This window comes from Hydrogenophaga sp. (assembly GCF_022844385.1).
Taxonomy (GTDB): Bacteria; Pseudomonadota; Gammaproteobacteria; order Burkholderiales; family Burkholderiaceae_C; genus Hydrogenophaga.
Window position 1 is genome coordinate 38,541 of record NZ_JALHLX010000005.1, and the last position, 16,596, is coordinate 55,136.

12 protein-coding genes and 1 other RNA gene are annotated in these 16,596 nt (G+C 67.1%); 4 read left to right on the forward strand and 9 right to left on the reverse strand.

Annotation, left to right across the window (positions count from 1 at the left end; translation table 11 throughout):
* Positions 1-82: 82 nt before the first annotated feature.
* Entirely contained in the window at positions 83-901 is an 819-nt protein-coding gene (locus Q0C59_RS02155; protein ID WP_291211038.1) for a class I SAM-dependent methyltransferase, read from the reverse strand.
* A 110-nt stretch (positions 902-1,011) separates the two neighbouring features.
* On the opposite strand from Q0C59_RS02155, the gene gloB reads away from it, so the two are divergent.
* Positions 1,012-1,785 (forward strand): hydroxyacylglutathione hydrolase, encoded by a 774-nt coding sequence (gloB, locus tag Q0C59_RS02160; RefSeq protein WP_291211041.1) that lies wholly within the window; start codon positions 1,012-1,014, stop codon positions 1,783-1,785.
* A 77-nt stretch (positions 1,786-1,862) separates the two neighbouring features.
* Positions 1,863-3,452, forward strand: a complete 1,590-nt coding sequence (locus Q0C59_RS02165) for a transglycosylase SLT domain-containing protein (RefSeq protein ID WP_291211044.1) — start codon at positions 1,863-1,865, stop codon at positions 3,450-3,452.
* Between the two features lie 11 nt (positions 3,453-3,463).
* Here the strand turns inward: Q0C59_RS02165 and Q0C59_RS02170 are convergent, their stop codons facing one another.
* From Q0C59_RS02170 to dnaX, 5 genes are all read right to left on the reverse strand, one after another.
* Positions 3,464-4,513, reverse strand: coding sequence for an ABC transporter substrate-binding protein (locus tag Q0C59_RS02170; RefSeq protein ID WP_291211047.1), 1,050 nt, complete (start codon positions 4,511-4,513; stop codon positions 3,464-3,466).
* Between the two features lie 154 nt (positions 4,514-4,667).
* Positions 4,668-5,072, reverse strand: coding sequence for an MAPEG family protein (locus Q0C59_RS02175; RefSeq protein WP_291211049.1), 405 nt, complete (start codon positions 5,070-5,072; stop codon positions 4,668-4,670).
* Positions 5,073-5,107: 35 nt separating this feature from the next.
* Positions 5,108-5,722 carry a recombination mediator RecR gene (gene recR, locus Q0C59_RS02180; RefSeq protein WP_291211052.1) on the reverse strand — a complete coding sequence of 205 codons (615 nt, stop codon included), beginning with the start codon at positions 5,720-5,722 and terminating at the stop codon, positions 5,108-5,110.
* A 15-nt stretch (positions 5,723-5,737) separates the two neighbouring features.
* Positions 5,738-6,070, reverse strand: a complete 333-nt coding sequence (locus Q0C59_RS02185; RefSeq protein ID WP_159606248.1) for a YbaB/EbfC family nucleoid-associated protein — start codon at positions 6,068-6,070, stop codon at positions 5,738-5,740.
* Between the two features lie 34 nt (positions 6,071-6,104).
* Positions 6,105-8,021, reverse strand: coding sequence for a DNA polymerase III subunit gamma/tau (gene dnaX, locus Q0C59_RS02190; protein ID WP_291211059.1), 1,917 nt, complete (start codon positions 8,019-8,021; stop codon positions 6,105-6,107).
* 73 nt (positions 8,022-8,094) lie between these two features.
* Here dnaX and ffs point away from each other — a divergent pair.
* An RNA gene (ffs, locus tag Q0C59_RS02195) (signal recognition particle sRNA small type) lies at positions 8,095-8,191 on the forward strand.
* Between the two features lie 559 nt (positions 8,192-8,750).
* The gene (locus Q0C59_RS02200) at positions 8,751-9,119 is read left to right on the forward strand and encodes a hypothetical protein (RefSeq protein ID WP_291211062.1); all 369 of its coding nucleotides are present in this window, start codon (positions 8,751-8,753) and stop codon (positions 9,117-9,119) included.
* A 60-nt stretch (positions 9,120-9,179) separates the two neighbouring features.
* On the opposite strand, the gene Q0C59_RS02205 is transcribed toward Q0C59_RS02200, so the two are convergent.
* The 3 genes from Q0C59_RS02205 to Q0C59_RS02215 are packed head-to-tail and all read right to left on the reverse strand — an operon-like array spanning position 9,180 to position 16,482.
* Positions 9,180-10,490, reverse strand: coding sequence for a TIGR03862 family flavoprotein (locus Q0C59_RS02205; RefSeq protein ID WP_291211065.1), 1,311 nt, complete (start codon positions 10,488-10,490; stop codon positions 9,180-9,182).
* Positions 10,487-13,840 carry an exodeoxyribonuclease V subunit beta gene (locus tag Q0C59_RS02210; protein WP_291211068.1) on the reverse strand — a complete coding sequence of 1,118 codons (3,354 nt, stop codon included), beginning with the start codon at positions 13,838-13,840 and terminating at the stop codon, positions 10,487-10,489. Before Q0C59_RS02210 ends, Q0C59_RS02205 begins: the two co-directional genes overlap by 4 nt.
* Positions 13,837-16,482: a PD-(D/E)XK nuclease family protein gene (locus Q0C59_RS02215; RefSeq protein ID WP_291211071.1), complete on the reverse strand. Its 2,646-nt coding sequence runs from the start codon at positions 16,480-16,482 to the stop codon at positions 13,837-13,839. The genes Q0C59_RS02210 and Q0C59_RS02215 overlap by 4 nt, the downstream gene beginning before the upstream one ends.
* Positions 16,483-16,596: the final 114 nt, after the last annotated feature.

Consider the following 16,596-nt stretch of genomic DNA (forward strand, 5'->3'; position numbering starts at 1 on the left):
GGATTGCCCTTGCAGGCGCCGTCGGTGTAGATCACCACATGGTTCAAAACGCTCACTCCAGAAAACAATTGAAAGAAAAAATTCAGCGCCGGTTGGCCACCGGCACTGGTGCCGGCGACGCGGCGCGCCGGGGCTTCCAGGCCGGACCCAGCAGGCGCATGCCCCGCACACGCTTGACCGCGACCACAAAGTACACCGCACCAAAAATGGGCCACCATCGGGCTCCGGCGCGGTCCATCCAGGCGGTGCGCTGCAACCACTTGTCGGTCTTCATCGCCGGGCGGTAACAGCCGTAACGGTCGGACTCAAGCTCGAAGCTCAACAGCTGCAGCCAGTCGCGCAAACGCCAGGGACCGATGAAGTCGCCCGCGTCGGGCAGGAACAGGTTGGAGGCGCCCAGCATCGACACTCCCATGCGATCGCACAGCCGGGCCCTGCCCTGCCGAAGACCCCAGAGGCTGCCGGGGTTGAAGCCGGAGATGACCACGCGCCCCTCGGGCACCAGCACACGCTCCACCTCGCGCAGCACCTGGTGCGGATCGGCGCTGAGCTCCAGTGTGTGCGGCAACACCACAAGATCGAGGCTGGCCGCGGGGAAAGGCAAGGCCGCCGCGTCGGTGATCAGCGAGACCTTGATGGTTGGCTGTGCTGCGGCTTCACCGCCGCCGGTGCCGCCCGCAGTCCAAGCCTGCGCGGGCAGCAAGGCCTCGGGCAAGGCCTGCCATCGGTGCGGCATGCGGTTGGCCTGCAGCGCCTGCAACTCGGGCAAGCCGAGCTGCAGCGCGTTGTAGCCAAACAGATCGGCCACCGCCAGGTCGAACTGTGTCTGCTCCCAACCCAACAGGTACTGGCCTGGCGGGGTCTGGAACCATTCGGTCAAACCTGTCAACTTTTCGGGCATGGGAGGTGTCAAGCGGGCAATGAAACAGGCGAAGTCTGCGACACTGCAAGCCTTCGGGCAAACCCCCGCACTCTACACGCCAGAACCTCCGCGACGCACCCCCCCGATCCATGGAACTTTTTCCCCTGCCCGCCTTCAGCGACAACTACATCTGGACCCTCCACAACGGCCAGCGCGCGCTGGTGGTGGACCCCGGCGAGTCCGACGGCGTGCTGGCCTGGCTGGACCAACGCGACCTGCAGCTCGACACCATCCTGATCACCCACCACCACGCCGACCACACGGGCGGCGTGGCCGCACTGCGCGAAGCCACCGGTGCACGCGTGGTCGGCCCTGCATTCGAACCCATGCCCGAGCCGCTGCAGCGCGTGAGCGCCGGCGAACACGTGGACGTGCTGGGTTTGCGCTTCGAGGTGATCGAGGTGCCGGGGCACACCGCCGGCCACATTGCCTTCTACGCCGCCGAGGCCGAAGGCACACCGCTGCTGTTCTGCGGTGACACGCTGTTCTCGGGTGGCTGCGGCCGTCTGTTTGAAGGCACGCCCGCGCAGATGCTGGACTCCCTCACGCGGCTCGCCGCCCTGCCCGCGGCCACGCGCGTGTGTTGCACCCACGAGTACACGCTGTCCAATCTCAAGTTCGCGCAGGCCATCGAGCCCGACAACAGCGACCTCGCCGCCTACACACAGCATTGCCAGCAACAGCGTTCACTGAACTTTCCCACCCTGCCCAGCTCCATCGGGCTGGAGAAACGCATCAACCCGTTCCTGCGCACCGCAGAAGCGACTGTGGTGCAGTCGGCCCGAAACCACGAGCCGGCCACCACCACCGACGCGGTGTCGGTCTTTGCCACGCTGCGGACCTGGAAAAACAACTTCAAATGACCCAAGCCTGCGCCCTGCCTCCCTGCTCTCTTCCATCCCTCCGCCAGCCGCGCTGGCATGTCGCCGCCGCCTTGGCCATGGGCCTTTTTCTCGCAGGCTGCGCCACGGTGGATAGCGGCTCGACCGGCGGCCCCTCGGCGGCTGTTGAACCCGTGGCGAACGCTCCCAGCGGCCCGCGCCTGCCTTCGTACCGCCTGCCGGGGAACATCCCGCTGAGCGACATCGGCGTGGCCCAAACCAGCGTGCCGCCTGTGGCCTCGCTGGCGGCACCGGCCGACCTGTGGGAGCGCATCCGTCGAGGCTTTGCCATGACCGATCTCGACAGCGATCTGGTGCGCGATCAGGAACGCTGGTACGCCACGCGCCCGGACTACATCCAGCGCATGACCGAGCGCTCCAGCCGCTACCTGTTCCACATCGTCGAAGAGATCGAACGCCGCAACATGCCCATGGAGCTGGCCCTGCTGCCCTTCATTGAAAGCGCCTTCAACCCGCAAGCCGTCTCCAGCGCACGCGCAGCCGGCATGTGGCAGTTCATGCCCGCCACCGGGCAGTCGTTCGACCTGAAGCAGAACGCCTTTCGCGACGACCGCCGGGATGTGCTGGCCTCCACCCGCGCCGCGCTCGACTACCTGCAGCAGCTGCACGGCCGTTTCGGTGACTGGCATCTCGCACTGGCCGCCTACAACTGGGGCCAGGGCAACGTGAACCGCGCCATCACGAACAACAAGCGGCAAGGCCTGCCCACCGGCTACCTCGACATCAACATGCCGCTGGAAACGCGAACCTACGTGCCCAAGCTGCAGGCCGTCAAGAACATCATGGCCCGGCCGCAGGCCTACAACGCCACGCTGCCCCTGATCGGCAACCACCCTTTCTTCGACACGGTCACCCTTGAGCGTGACATTGACGTGGCGGTGATCGCGCGTTTGGCCGAGGTGAGCGAAGCCGACTTCCGCGCGCTCAACCCCTCGCTCAAGCAGCCGGTGGTGATGGCTGCGGGCACGCCCAACATCTTGCTGCCCTGGGACAACGCAGTGATCTTCCAGAACAAGCTGATGACCCACAACGGGCCCCTGGCCAGCTGGACCGCGTGGGTCGTGCCCACCACCATGACAGTGGCACAGGCGGCCTCACGCGTGGGCATGAGCGAATCCGAATTGCGTCAAGTCAACAACATTCCCCCCCGCATGAGTTTGCGTGCGGGCTCCAGCCTGCTGGTGCCGCGCACCGACCAGCGCAACAGCGACGTGCCCCTGCACGTGGCCGACAACGCCCAGCTCAACCTGCAGCCCGACATGGTTTTGCGCCGATCGGTGGTCAAGGCCCGCAAGGGCGACACGCTGGCGCGCCTGGCGCAGCGCTACGGCGTGAGCGCTGTCAGCGTGGCGGGCTGGAACAAGCTGGCGGTGAATGCTGCGCTCAAGCCCGGCCAGCAGGTCACGCTGATGTTGCCCAAGCGGGTGTCGGTGGCGTCTGGCGGCTCCAGCGCAAAGAAGCAAACAGCGACCGCCAACACCAAACGCAAGGTCTCCAAGAGCGCGAGTCAGCCCACCAAAGCCAAGGCCGCGGCAGTGACCAGGAAGAAATCCACCACCCAGTCGGCATCGAAGAACAACGCCAAAACGCGCGTGGCCTCCACGGCCAAGGCTGAAAAAAGGCCCTGAGCTGGCACGCCTCAGGCCCGGAAGCGGGCTTTGGCCTTGCGCGCAAACACGTTGGTGAAGGTGGCGGCCAGGTTGAAACGGTCGAGCGACCCGGGCTCGTCGAACTGGGCCACCTGACGCGCCGCGATTTCCGGCCCTTCTTCGGGCATCACACCATCGGGTGACCAGGACTCCCGCGCACGGTTGAACGCCGACACATACAGTGAACGATCGCCCTGGAAATGGCGCTCGGGCACCACCTTGATGATGTCGGACGGCCCCGCCGTTTGCAGCCACTTGAGCGCGTGCACCATGGCGTCCGTCATGGACTGGCTGGCGCGCGGAAACTGGGTGATGAACTCGCTGGTGGCGCACAGGCACGCCGACGGCATGGGTCCGCCGAACACCTCGGCGTTGCCGCGCACGCTGCGCGTGTCAGCCACCACACGCAACTCGCCCGCCTGCTCCAGCTGCGTGATGGTCGGGTCGGTGTAGCTGATGGCGTCCAGCGCGCCGCTGCGGAAGGCGGCGATGGCGGCCCGGGCGTTGGGCATGGCAACGAACTGCACGTCGTTGGTCCTGAGCCCACCCCGACTCAAGACGGCGCGCGCCACGCGGTGCGCTGGCGTTCCCAGATCCTGCACACCCACCCGCTTGCCGCGCAGATCACCCAGTTGCCTGTAGTGCCCCATGGTTTTGGTCGACACGCCCACCACGATCTGTGGCGTGCGCCCCTGCAGCACAAACGACTGCAGGGCCTGGCCCCGCATCTGCCCGGCGATGGTGCTGCTGTAGCTGCCCGACACCGCGTGCGCAGCTCCCGAGGCCAGTGCCTGCAGCGATTGGGCGGCATCGGGGAAATCGCGCACTTCGACATCCAGACCCTCCATGGTGAAGTAACCCAGCCGGTCGGCGATGGTCAGGGGCAGGCAGGAAAAGTCGATCCGGTTGTCCACCCCGATCACCAGCTTGGGCGCGCTGCGCGCTGCGGGTACGGGAGTCGGCTGGGCGCGCGCACCCGGCAATCCCGCCGACCAGGCCATCGCCGCCACCGCCCGACCCCACTCTCGCCGATTCAGCATGCCCGAACATCCTCTCTGTATTGCTTTATGAATACACAGAGACTAGGTGGCGAACAAAAAACCCGCATCGGGACCATTCCCGAGCGGGTTTGTACGGAGCGGATTCAGGGTGTTTTTTGCAAGCCGATGTAACGGCGCCAACGGGCGCCGCGGCTCAGGCAAACAGGATCGCAATGTTCGCCACCAGGGCCAGCAACCAGACCAGGCTGCGCACCGTGGCCAGGTCGGCCACGTACATCATGATGTAGAGCAGGCGCAGCACGATGTAGAGAAAGGCCAGCACATCCAGCCGCAATTGCGAGGCGCCGAGCTGGTGGGCAATGATCACCGCGCCGATGAAGAACGGCAGCGCCTCGAAGCTGTTGGCCTGGGCTGCGTTGGCGCGCGCCCGCCAGTCGGTCTGTTTGGCCAGCCACTGGCGCGGGTGGTTGTTGTCGTAGCCGCCCTCGCGTTTGGGTGTGCCGAACATGCCCCACTTGGCCAAGCCCGCGCACACGATGGGCAACAGCGAGGCCACCAGCACGCACCAATACGCCACGGTCAATCCCGCCAGTTTCATGGGTTGGTTCTTTCAAGAAATGGAATCTGTGTGGCTCAGCGCCGGTCCACCAGCGCGTGGGCAATGGTGCCCAGGTCCACGTATTCGAGCTCGCTGCCCACTGGCACGCCGCGCGCCAGCCGCGTCACCACGACCCCGCGCCCCTTGAGCGCCTGGGCGATCACGTGCGCGGTGGTTTCGCCCTCGGCGGTGAAGTTGGTCGCCAGGATCACCTCGCGCACTTCGGACATGCCGGTCGGCGTCTGCGCGGGCGCGTCGATCCGCTCAAACAGCTTTTGCAGGCCGATGTCTTTCGGGCCCACGTTGTCCAGCGGACTGAGCTTGCCCATCAGCACGAAAAACAGGCCCTTGTAGGCACCGGTGCGCTCCATGGCGGCCTGATCGGCTGGCGTTTCCACCACACAGAGCTGGCTGCGGTCGCGCCGCGGGTCCAGGCAGGTGTGGCAGATGGTGTCTTCGGTGAAGGTGTGGCACAGCGCGCAGTGCTGCACCGTGGCTGCAGCGTGGTCCAGTGCCCGCGCCAGGGCCAGAGCCCCTTCGCGGTCGTGCTGCAGCAGATGAAACGCCATGCGCTGGGCCGACTTGACGCCCACCCCCGGCAGACGGCGCAAGGCCTGAACCAGGTGTTCAAGGGAATGGGCTTCGGCCATGCAATGCGTGGGCGGTCAGAAAGGAAACTTCATGCCACCGGGCAGACCCGGCATGCCGGCGGTGATCTTGCCCATCTTCTCGGCCGAGGTCTCTTCGGCCTTGCGCACCGCGGCATTGAACGCTGCGGCCACCAGGTCTTCAAGCATGTCCTTGTCGTCGGCCAGCAGGCTGGGGTCGATGGTGATGCGTTTGACGTCGTGCTTGCAAGTCATGAGCACCTTGACCAGACCGGCACCGGACTCGCCCGTGACTTCCACGAAAGCCAGTTCGTCCTGCGCCTTCTTCAGGTTGTCCTGCATGGCCTGGGCCTGCTTCATGAGGCCGGCGAGTTGTCCTTTGTTGAACATGCTGTGTGTCTTTCTGTGTGAAATGAATGAGGGCTCAGGCGCGAATGGCCTTGAGCGTGCCGGGAACGATTTTGCCGCCAAAGTCGCGCATCATGGTTTGCACGAACGGATCGCCCATGATCTGCGCTTCGGCCTCGCGCTGCTGCCGCTCGGCCTCCAGCGCCAGGCGGCGCGACGGTGAGTCGGCCACGGTACCGATTTCCACCACCAGCCGCACCTGGTGGCCGATGGTCTGCAGGGCCGTGGCCAGGCGCTCGCGGCTGTTGCCCTGGTTGAGCGATTCACGCTCCACGCGCAGCACCCAGCGGTCGGTGTCGCGCGCCACCAGTTGCGACTGCAAGCCGAGTTCGCGCACGAGCGCCGAAATCGCCTCGGCACGCACCAGTTGCATGACGGCATCGAACCAGAAATCGCCCTCTTCGCTGGGCGCAATCGGTGCAAGCGCTGAAGGTGATGCAGGTGGACGGACTTGAGGCTGGTCTGCGCGACCCGGCTCCCCCGCATCGCGCACTGGAATGGCCACCGTGCGACTTGGGGTGAGCGCTGTCGCGGAGTTCTCTTCCCACGGTGGACCATCGTCGTCGGGCCATGGCGCCTCGTCCATCTCGGGCGGTGCCGCGGCCGGTTTGGCGGGGGCCTCGACTGGAATGGGTTTGGGTAGTAGAGCCACCATCGCAGGCGGCGCAACCACCACGGGTTTTGGCGCTGGTGCGGTGGCTGCGGGCGCCACCACGGGTGCTGCGCGCGCCACCGGCGCACTCGCCGCCACGGCAGTCGCCACCGCTTGTGGCGCCGCCTCAGCGGGTTTCAGAGTTTTTTTTTCCGCCGTGGCAACTGCCGAACCTGCGGGCTTGAACGCCAGCAGCCTCAGCAGCACCATGGTCAGGCCGGCGTATTCGTCGGGCGCCAGGCCGAGTTCGGTTCGGCCGTGCAGGCACAGGCTGTAGAGCAACTGCGTCTCGTCTGCCGGCAGGCTGCCCGACAGACGCTCGATCTCGACCTCGTCGGGATCTTCCAGTCCATCGGCCGGCGCACGACCTGGCACCGCCTGCAGCACCGCCATGCGCTGCAGCACGCCGGTCATGTCTTCGAGCGTGGTGGCCGCGTTCAGGCCGTTGAGGCGCAGCGCGTCGATGGTGTCGACCACCGTGGCACCATCGGCGCGCGCCAGCGCGTCGATCAGGCGCAGCACATAAGAGCGGTCCACGGCGCCCAGCATCTGGCGCACCGTGGCTTCTTGCAATTGGCCGCCGCCAAAGGCAATGGCCTGGTCGGTGAGCGAGAGCGCATCGCGCATGGAGCCGCGCGCGGCACGAGAGATGAGACGCAGCGACTGGGCGTCTGCCGACACAGCTTCGGCCTGCAGTACTTGCACCAGGTGCGCCTGCACGGTCTCGGGCGCCATCGGCCGCAAGTTGAATTGCAGACAGCGCGACAGCACGGTGACCGGCACTTTCTGCGGATCGGTCGTGGCCAGCACGAACTTGAGGTATTCCGGGGGTTCTTCCAGCGTCTTCAACATGGCGTTGAACGCTGTGTTGGTCAACATGTGCACCTCGTCGATCATGAAGACCTTGAAGCGGCCCTGCACCGGCTTGTAGACCGCCTGCTCCAGCAGCGCCTGCACCTCGTCCACGCCACGGTTGGAGGCGGCATCGAGTTCGGTGTAATCGACGAAACGCCCGCTGTCGATGTCGGTGCAGGCCTGGCACACGCCGCAGGGCTCGGCGGTGATGCCGCCCTGTCCGTCGGCGCCCAGGCAGTTCAACGACTTGGCCAGGATGCGCGAGACAGTGGTCTTGCCCACACCGCGCGTGCCGGTGAACAGGTAGGCATGGTGCAACCGCTGGGTGGTCAGTGCGTTCGAGAGGGCCTGAACCACATGGCCCTGACCCACCATCTCGGTGAAATTGCGCGGGCGGTATTTGCGGGCCAGAACGACATAAGACATGCGGATGATTCTAAGCGGCGGGTTATGGGCCCAGGCCCCGCGACACCGCAGCGCATCGCCTACAATTCACCTCGACGGGCCTTCCCGCATGGTGAAGCGGCCAACCGGGTCAGGTGGGGAACCAAGCAGCCCTAACTGTGAATCCAGTGCCGGGGTCAAGGCTCGTCACCTTCTTCTCAAGACCTTCGCCGGTCGCTCTGTCGACACAAGGCTACCCTCGCGCGGTTTCGCCTGTACAGCCCCCTGACGATCGTGCTACAAGCCTCGCAAAACCAGCGAGGTGGATTCATGGGGAAGGTGTGCGAGAGGTGCGGAACCGACAACCGCGAGAAGGCGATGTTCTGCCTGGGCTGTGGCGTGAAGTTGGGCGCCGGGCCACTTCAAGAACCTGCGCCAGCTCTTGCAACTCCAGCGAAGGCAGACCCAACCCATGGCGACCTGGATCCGGCCGCCGCATCCGTGGCCCCTGCGAAGGGCGTGATGGGCAAGTGGCTTCCACGGGTGGGCTTGCTCCTGGGTGCAGCTGCTTTGATCGCATGGTTCCAATTGCACCAGCAGGCGAGCAGGTCACAGCAACCCATGCCCGCTCCTGCCGCTGTAGCACCAGCTCTTGATGCACAGCCGCCCACGGCGTCCGTGCCGGAGGGACCGGCGCCGGCCACCGAACCTGTGACTGCACCGGGCCAACCTGCTTTCGACCCTGCCGCATCGGCCGCCGCGGCTGAACGGATGATCGAGCAGAACAAGCAGCGGGCGCGACTCAATCAGCAGCGCCTTGAGCGCGAAAAACGCGAGCGTTTGTTGGCAGCCCAAGAGCAGGCCCGCGCCGCGCAGGAACTGGAACGGCGGCGCGAAGAGCAAGCCAGTCGACAGGTGATCAACGCAGCCGCCCAGCCCGTTCGCGTTCCGCCCGCCCCGATTCAGCCTGCTGCCCCGGCGCTCACCGTCGCTCGCATCTGTGACCAGGCCGGCAATTTCTTCGCGCGCGAAGTGTGCCGCCTGCGGGAGTGCAACAAAGCTTCCCAGGCCAGCGACCCGATCTGTGTGAATTTTCGAAGAATGGAGGAGAACAACCGGGCACTGCAACAGACCGAGTAACGCCGCTGTTTGATGGGCTCCGCTCCCCGGCTTCAACGCAGGTCGCTGCGGTAGGAAGACTCAGGCGGACAAACCCCTGATCCAGCGGCGCACACCCTCCCCTGCCGCCACGCCACTGGCCAGACAGGCCGTGAGCAGGTAGCCACCCGTCGGCGCCTCCCAGTCCAGCATTTCGCCTGCGCAAAACAAGCCCGGATTCGCCTGGACCATCAGGTCCGGGTTCAACGCCGCCCACCGCACGCCTCCGGCGCTGCTGATCGCCTCGTCAATGGGGCGGGCTGTGCACACAGTGACAGGCAAGGCCTTGATGGAAGCGGCAAGCCGCACGGGATCGTTCATCGCGTCCTTGTCCAGCCTCTCGTGCAGGATGCCCATCTTGATGCCGTCCAGACCGAGGCGGCTCTTGAGGTGACTGGACAGGCTGCGCGAGCCACGCGGGTGACGCACCTGCGCCAGCACGTGTTCGGCGCTGCGGTCGGGCAGGAGGTCGATGTCGAAGCTGGCCTGGCCGTTGCGCGCGATCTCGTCGCGCAGCAGGCTGGAGGCGGCATAAACCAGGCTGCCTTCCACACCCGTGGCGGTCGCCACGAATTCACCCTTGCGGTGGAACTGCTGGCCTTGGCTGTCGGTGGCGCGGATGGCCACCGATTTGAAGGGTTGCCCGGCGAAGCGTTCGCTGAAGTGCGAGCTCCAGCCCTGCGCCACGCCGTGGGCGGCTGATCCGGCCACATCAAAACCGCAGTTGCTGGGCAGGAGCGGGCTCACTGCCACGCCAGCCGCTTCAAGCCATGGCAGCCACGCGCCATCAGACCCCAGGCGGGCCCAGCTGGCACCACCCAGGGCGAGCACGGTGGCGCGGGCTTGAATCTGCACCTGGCCGGACGGCGCATTGAACGACAACGGACCGCCGGGCGAGCCGGTCCAGCCTTGCCAGCGGTGGCGCATGTGAAACACCACCGGCACACCGCCTTCGTCCGGATGGCGCAACCGGTGCAGCCAGGCACGCAGCAGGGGCGCGGCCTTCATGTCGGTTGGGAAGACGCGGTTCGAGGTGCCCACGAAGGTGTCGATGCCCAGGCCAGCAGCCCAGTCGCGCACGGCCTGCGGGCCCCAGTGCTGCAACATGGGCTGCACGCGGTCCTGCGCCGTGCCGAAACGGGTGACAAAGCTGTCCAGCGGCTCGGCATGCGTCAGGTTCAGGCCGCCCTTGCCCGCCAGCAAAAACTTGCGCCCGACCGAGGGCATGGCGTCGAACAGGTGCACGGCCACACCGGCGCGGCTCAAGACCTCGGCGGCCATGAGGCCGGCGGGTCCGCCGCCGATGATGGCCACATCTACGTTGAAAGAAGAAACGGCGTTGGAGTCGGTCATGGGTTGATCGTTGTGTCTTGCAGTTCGATCAAACGACCATGCAGATTGATGAAGGCCAGGCGCACCTTGGCGCCGGATCGCGCGGCTCGCACCGCCTGGCGGTAGCGCTGCATTTTCGTCAGCAGGTCCTGCTGTTGCTCCGGATTCTCCGCGCTCTTGAAATCGAGCACCCACCACTCACCGGTGTCGGAGCGCCGCACCAGGCGGTCCAGCCTGAGCAGCTCACCCGCATGAAAGATGTCGACCTCATTGCCGCTGGTGTCGACCACGCCATCGTCCCACGCCCACGCGGCTTCGCCTCGCACGATGCGCCGCGCCATCGTCTGCGCCTGGGCAGCCTGCGCGGGGTTGAGTGCGAATTCGCGGGCCACGGCTTGCGTGTGTGCGTTCGTCCAGTCGAAGCCGCGCGCGGGCGTGGGATGCCACTGGAGCAGGCGATGCAGCGCGAGGCCGATGCGGGTGCGCTCGTCGTCGGCCGCCAGTGGTTCAACCGGCTCAGGTGGTGCCGTGCTGGCCTCGTCAATCAACGTGGGCAGCGCGAGCAGGCTGAAGGTGTCGGCCCCTGAGGTGTCGGCAGGCGCGCGCATGCTCGTTTGAGGCGGTTTTTCCAGCGGCTGCGTGAGGGGCAACAAGCGCTCGTACCAGCTGGTGGTGCCAGTGGGTCGCGAGTACGGCTCGAAGCTGGAGATCACCAGCCGCGATTCGGCCCGCGTGAGCGCCACGTACAAGGCGTTGAGTTCTTCGAGCGAACGGGCCTGCTGCTCAAGCGCTAGCGCACTGGCCGCGCAAGCCGGCGGGTTCTTTTCGCTGGCGAGAAACACGAAGCGGCGCGGCACGGGTGCTTCGCCCGGCCAGTCGATCAGCACGCCCATGCTCTCGGGGCGCGAAGAGCCGGTGTCGGTGTCGAGCATGAGCACGGTGTGGGCCTCCAGCCCTTTGGCGCCGTGGATGGTGAGCAGGCGCACGGCGCCGCTGTTGTGGGTGGGCGTGGCCTTGATGCCGCCGGCCTTGAGTGCACGCACGAAGCGGTAGGACGTGAGGAACCGTCCGCCGTCTTGCGCCAGTGCATTGGCCAGCAGGTCGCGCAACTGCGCCAGCACCCCCGCGCGTTGGCTCGCGGGCACGGCCTGGGCAAAACGCGCGAGCACGTCGCCATCGCCGTAGATGGCGGAGAGTGCGTCGTGGGGGGGCAGGCTCTGCACCCACTGGCGGTAACGCAGCAAGCGCGTGGCGGCGTTGCTGAACGCTTGCGCCAGCGGCTGAGGAACGCTCGGCAATCCGACACACTCCTGCTCGGGCAGATCGGCAAAGCGCTGCAACACGGTCCACCACGACGGCTTGACTGGCTGGGCGTCTGCGCCGGGCCGCACGGTCCAGTTCTGCTGCAAGCGGGCCATCCAGGCCAGCGCATCGTCACCCCAGCCGAACAGCGGCGACTTCAGCGCACGCGCCAGGCTCAGGTCGTGGCGCGTCGACACCAGCGCGTCCAGCAACGCCACCACGTCCTGCACAGCGGGTGATTCACACAGGTCCAGCTTCTCGGGCTGCTCGCTGGCAATGCCGCGTTCGCGCAGTGCCTCGAACATCCAGGCCAGGCGCTCGCGCCGGCGCGCCAGCACCATCAAACCATCGGGGCTCAAGCGGCCCGAGTGAACCTCGCCGGCGATCCAGTCGGCCGCCTGGCGCGCTTCCAGCGCCGACATGGTGTCTTCGAGCAGAACGCGCGGCGTGACCAGGCTGTCGCGCCAGGCGGCATCAGCGACTGCACCATCGCGTTCGCGCGCATTGCGCGGCACCTGCGGCAAGGCCACCACTTCACCGGGCTCGTGGCTCTCGGTGGTGTGCTGGCGGAAGTCGCTGCTGTATTCCCCGGCCTGCACGGCAGCGAGCATGGCGCTGTTGAGCGCGTCCACCACGGCGGGCGCGCAGCGGCGGGTGTGATCGCAGCTGAGCAAGGCGCCCGCGAGGCCTTGCACCACGAAGGCCTGTGCTGCCTTGAACACCTGCGGCTCGGCGCGGCGAAAACGGTAAATGGACTGTTTGGGATCACCCACCAGGAACACGCACGGCGCCTCGCCCGGACCGGCGCCGGCGTAGGCGGAAAGCCAGCCGTAAAGCGCATGCCACTGCAGCGGGTTGGTGTCCTGGAACTCGTCGATCAGCACGTGGCGGACGCGCGCGTCCAGCCTCTGCTGCAACCAGCCCGAGAGCTCGGCATCGCCCAGCAGGCGGCGCGCAGCGGACTCCACATCGTTCATGTCGACCCAGCCGCGCTCGTGTTTGAGCGCGGCAAAGCTGGTGAGCAACACCCGCGTGAGCCGGGCCATGCGCTGGTGGTGCAGCCAGGCCTGGTGCTGCGAACGGGCAGCCAACGCGCGCATGGCCAGGTCTTGCGCAGCACGCACCTGTTCGATGCCGGCGAGCTTGTCGCTGAACTTGCGCGGCTCGTTCTTTTGCGTGAGCAGCGCATCGATCACGCCAGCGCCGTTGCGGCCGGTCAGGGCCTTTTCCAGCTCGACGCCCTTGGCCGCAAAGGTCACGGCGCTGGCCTGGCCCAGCGCGATGGCGGCTGCCGACAACGAGCTGTGGGTGGGCGCGTGGTCCACCAACCATTGCAGCGGATCGTCGAAGCCCGTGAACTCGGGAAACCGATCGGCCATCTCATCCACCGAGGTCTGCACCACGCCCGCCGCATCGGCCAGCGCGAACTCCACGCGTTTCTGCAGCGCCTTGCGCAGCGCCTGCTGCGTCTGAAACCGGCCGTGTGTTCCGACAGCATCCACAAAGTCCTGGCGGTCGGACGCACTCGCTGCGAGCGCGCCATAGAAGCGCGGCCACACCTGCTCCACCGCCTGCGTGTCGTCTTCGAGCAGCTCGTACTGCACCGGCAACTGCAGCTCCTGCAACACCGACAGCGGCGCGCCACGCAGCAAGGCGGCGAACCAGCTGTGGAAGGTGCGCACCTGCACCGGCCGGCCCAGCGCCGTGACCCGCGCGTGCAGGCTGCGGGCCTCGGCAACCCGCCCCTCGGCATCGGCTGTGCTCAAGCCGCGCTGGCGCAACACGTCCATCAGCTCGGTGTCGGTCAGGTCGGCCCAGCGGCGCAGCTCTTCGCCCAGGCGCTTGCGCATTTCGCCAGCGGCCTTTTTGGTGAACGTGATCGCCAGAATGTCTTGCGGCGCACAGCCGTCGAGCAACGCGCGCAGGATGCGTGAGACCAGCATCCAGGTCTTGCCGGCGCCGGCGCAGGCTTCCACCGCGATGCTGCGCGCCGGGTCGCAGGCCAGCGCATAAAAGGCTTCCCGGGACACGGGTGCGCCGTCGATGCGGTAGGCAGCGGGCCCGGTCAAGAGACGCTCCAGAAATCTTTGCGGCACAGACCACGCGCCTTGCAGAACTCGCACACACGGCCTTCACCCAGCGCAGGCATGGGGTGGCCGGCGGCCACGCGGATCATGTCGTGCGAGAGCCCGGCGCGCAGCTGTTCGCGCGCCTCCAGCACCTCGGTGTGTTCCACCAGCCTGGTGGCGGTGTCACCCGATGTCGAGCCAGGCCGGTCGTTGATGCTCAGGTAAGCGGCGCGCAAGGTGTCGTCGGGCAGCAGCGCGGCGTAGAACGCGAGCTGCACGTCCTCCAGCGGCTCTTTCAATCGGTCGGTGGTGGTCTTGCGGCTTTCGGTCTTGTAGTCGATCACAAACGGGATCGGGCCTTCCGGGCTGTCCTGTGCGTCCACGCGGTCGAGCTTGCCATAGAGCCTCCATGGGCCCACGGCGGATGTCATCACCGCTTCAGCCTGCACAAAGCGCGGGCCGGGTCGGTCGCCCGTGGCTTCGAAGGTGGCGAGCCATTGCAGGTAACCGTCGCGTGTGGCGGGCCACACCACCTCATAGGGCAGGAAGCCCGCGCCGCCCTCGCCCGCGTTCAGGCCCATGGCGGCGGCGGTCTCCAGGGCAAGCTGGTCGAGCGCGGCGCGGTCGGCCTCAGTGCCAAGGCGTGCATCGCCGCGTTGCTCGTGAAAGGCGCGCAGTACCGCGTGCAACCAGTTGCCCATGTCGCGCTGGTCGGGCTCGACTTGGAGCTCGGGCGCGTCGACCAGCCGCAACTGACGCATGGCAAAGAAACGGTACGGACAGTCGCGCAGGTCCTGATACGCACTGGCCGAGAGCGCGCCGGGCAACACGTCGCCGGCCGAGGGCGCGGGAGGCGCGGAGGGAGCCGAGACCAGCGTCGTCGGTGCGCGCGGGTCCTGTCCGTCGTGCAGCGCTTCGGCCTGCAACGCCAACACCCAGGCACTCGGCATCACCGGCTCACCCAGCTCCTGCGTGCGCCACAACACGTCCAGCTGCGGCATGCGCAACAACGACTGCCACGCATTCGCGGCCGCACGAGCCAGGGTCTCGCGCGAGGGCAGGCCCAGCAACTCGCGCTGTGCAGCCGTCCAGGAGCCGGGTGGTTCCGGGCTGGGGTTGAGGTGCACCTCGTCGCACCCAGGCACGACCGTGGCTGCGAACGAGCGCCCGAGAATCTGGGCCATCGGCAGGATCACCACCGCCGCTTCGCCAGTGCCGCGCGGCATGAAGGTCGCGCCCTCCAGCACGTCGCGCACCCAGGCCGTGAACAGGGCGAGCGGCTTGCGGCCGGCAGACCGGCTCGTCGCAGAATCGCCCGCGGTCTCGCCGATGTCGGCGAGTTCGCGCGCCGCGCCGTCCTCCAGACGCAGCACCTGCAGGGCCTGCTGACCCGCCACATCGGCCTGGAGCGCGTCCCACAGGCCGGTGGCCTTCAGGGCCTTGGCCACCGCGTCCAGCCATTGCACCAGGCTGCGCGGGGATTGCAGTTCGCTCAGGATCTCGACCAGACCCTCCGGCAGGGCATGCGCCAGGCTGGCGGTGCGCACGGCAGCGCGCCACTGCGACACACCAGCCTCGCGGGCGAGTTGCTCCAGGGTGAGCACGGAGGCCTCGGGCCAGCGCGGCGCCTGCTTGAGAAAGTCCAGCACATCGTCCATGGACGCACGCGGTGAAGCCGCACGCAGCAGGCTCATGAGTTGCGCGGCGGCGTGGGTGGTGGAGAGCTTCCAGCCCGTTTCGTCACGCACCGCGACACCTGCGCCATGCAGCAGGGCGCTGATGCGTCGGGTCAGCAGGCGGTCGGTGGCAACCAAGGCCACAGGCTGATGACCCTGGTTGACCCGTGCAATCACGCAGGCCGCAGCGCGCTGCGCTTCGTCTTCGGCGTCATCGCAGGCGTGCAACGACCACCCCGAAGCGCGGGAACCACCCACGCGCCATGAGAGGCTCAGAGCGCGTTCACCCCAATGGGCCACCAGCGCAGCGGCCAGCGGGTCGGCCTGAAAGCCCTGCAGCACCACCAGCGCCTGTACGCCAGCGCCAGGGCTGGCCTGCGGGTTCCACAACACGTCGGTGGCGTAGGTGGATGTGCTGGCCCAGGTGAGTGCCAGCGTTGCCACCAGCCCTTCCCACTGCAGTGAGGCCGGGCCCGGCAACAGCGACTGCTGCAACGCTTCGGCCCATGCCACGCGCTGCTCTGGCGGCACCGCAGCAGCCAGCGGAGCGAGTTGCCGCGCAGCCTCCACCAGACGCGTGACCATGACGGCGCGCAACTCGGCGTCGGCCCGCGCAGGCGCCACGCGGTCGATGAAGGCCGAAGCCACCAGGCTGTCGCGCGCCATGTCCATGCTCAGGTCGGTCGCGCCCGGCGTGAAGGGCTGCAGCGATGCGGCCCAGTTGCGGCTCGACTCGAAGCGCGGCGCAAAACCATCGGGGCGGTGGGACGACCAGGCGCGCCGACCGACATCCATGAGCTGCGCGTAGGGCACAAGCACCACCGCGCTGCCAGCCTCGATGCCACGCTCTGCCAGTGACTGCGACAGTGTCTTGATCAACGACTGCCAATCGCTGGCACTGCCTTCGATTTCTTGCCCGGGCGAGGCGGGAAGACCGGACTGGGCAGGCGGGTTGGCTGGCGTCATGAAATGGGGGTTTCTGTCACAATTGCCCGGACTGGTTGGCCCTGTGGTGACCTTCAAGCCCTTGAAGCCCGCGCAAGTGCCCAAACTTTAACCTCCCCGTTCAACGTTTTTTAG

Excerpts from the sequence above, each read along its gene's own strand:
- Q0C59_RS02155 (WP_291211038.1), bottom strand. The coding sequence starts at position 901 with ATGCCCGAAAAGTTGACAGGTTTGACCGAATGGTTCCAGACCCCGCCA.
- gloB (WP_291211041.1), top strand. The coding sequence starts at position 1,012 with ATGGAACTTTTTCCCCTGCCCGCCTTCAGCGACAACTACATCTGGACC.
- Q0C59_RS02165 (WP_291211044.1), top strand. The coding sequence starts at position 1,863 with ATGGGCCTTTTTCTCGCAGGCTGCGCCACGGTGGATAGCGGCTCGACC.
- Q0C59_RS02170 (WP_291211047.1), bottom strand. The coding sequence starts at position 4,513 with ATGCTGAATCGGCGAGAGTGGGGTCGGGCGGTGGCGGCGATGGCCTGG.
- Q0C59_RS02175 (WP_291211049.1), bottom strand. The coding sequence starts at position 5,072 with ATGAAACTGGCGGGATTGACCGTGGCGTATTGGTGCGTGCTGGTGGCC.
- recR (WP_291211052.1), bottom strand. The coding sequence starts at position 5,722 with ATGGCCGAAGCCCATTCCCTTGAACACCTGGTTCAGGCCTTGCGCCGT.
- Q0C59_RS02185 (WP_159606248.1), bottom strand. The coding sequence starts at position 6,070 with ATGTTCAACAAAGGACAACTCGCCGGCCTCATGAAGCAGGCCCAGGCC.
- dnaX (WP_291211059.1), bottom strand. The coding sequence starts at position 8,021 with ATGTCTTATGTCGTTCTGGCCCGCAAATACCGCCCGCGCAATTTCACC.
- Q0C59_RS02200 (WP_291211062.1), top strand. The coding sequence starts at position 8,751 with ATGATCGAGCAGAACAAGCAGCGGGCGCGACTCAATCAGCAGCGCCTT.
- Q0C59_RS02205 (WP_291211065.1), bottom strand. The coding sequence starts at position 10,490 with ATGACCGACTCCAACGCCGTTTCTTCTTTCAACGTAGATGTGGCCATC.
- Q0C59_RS02215 (WP_291211071.1), bottom strand. The coding sequence starts at position 16,482 with ATGACGCCAGCCAACCCGCCTGCCCAGTCCGGTCTTCCCGCCTCGCCC.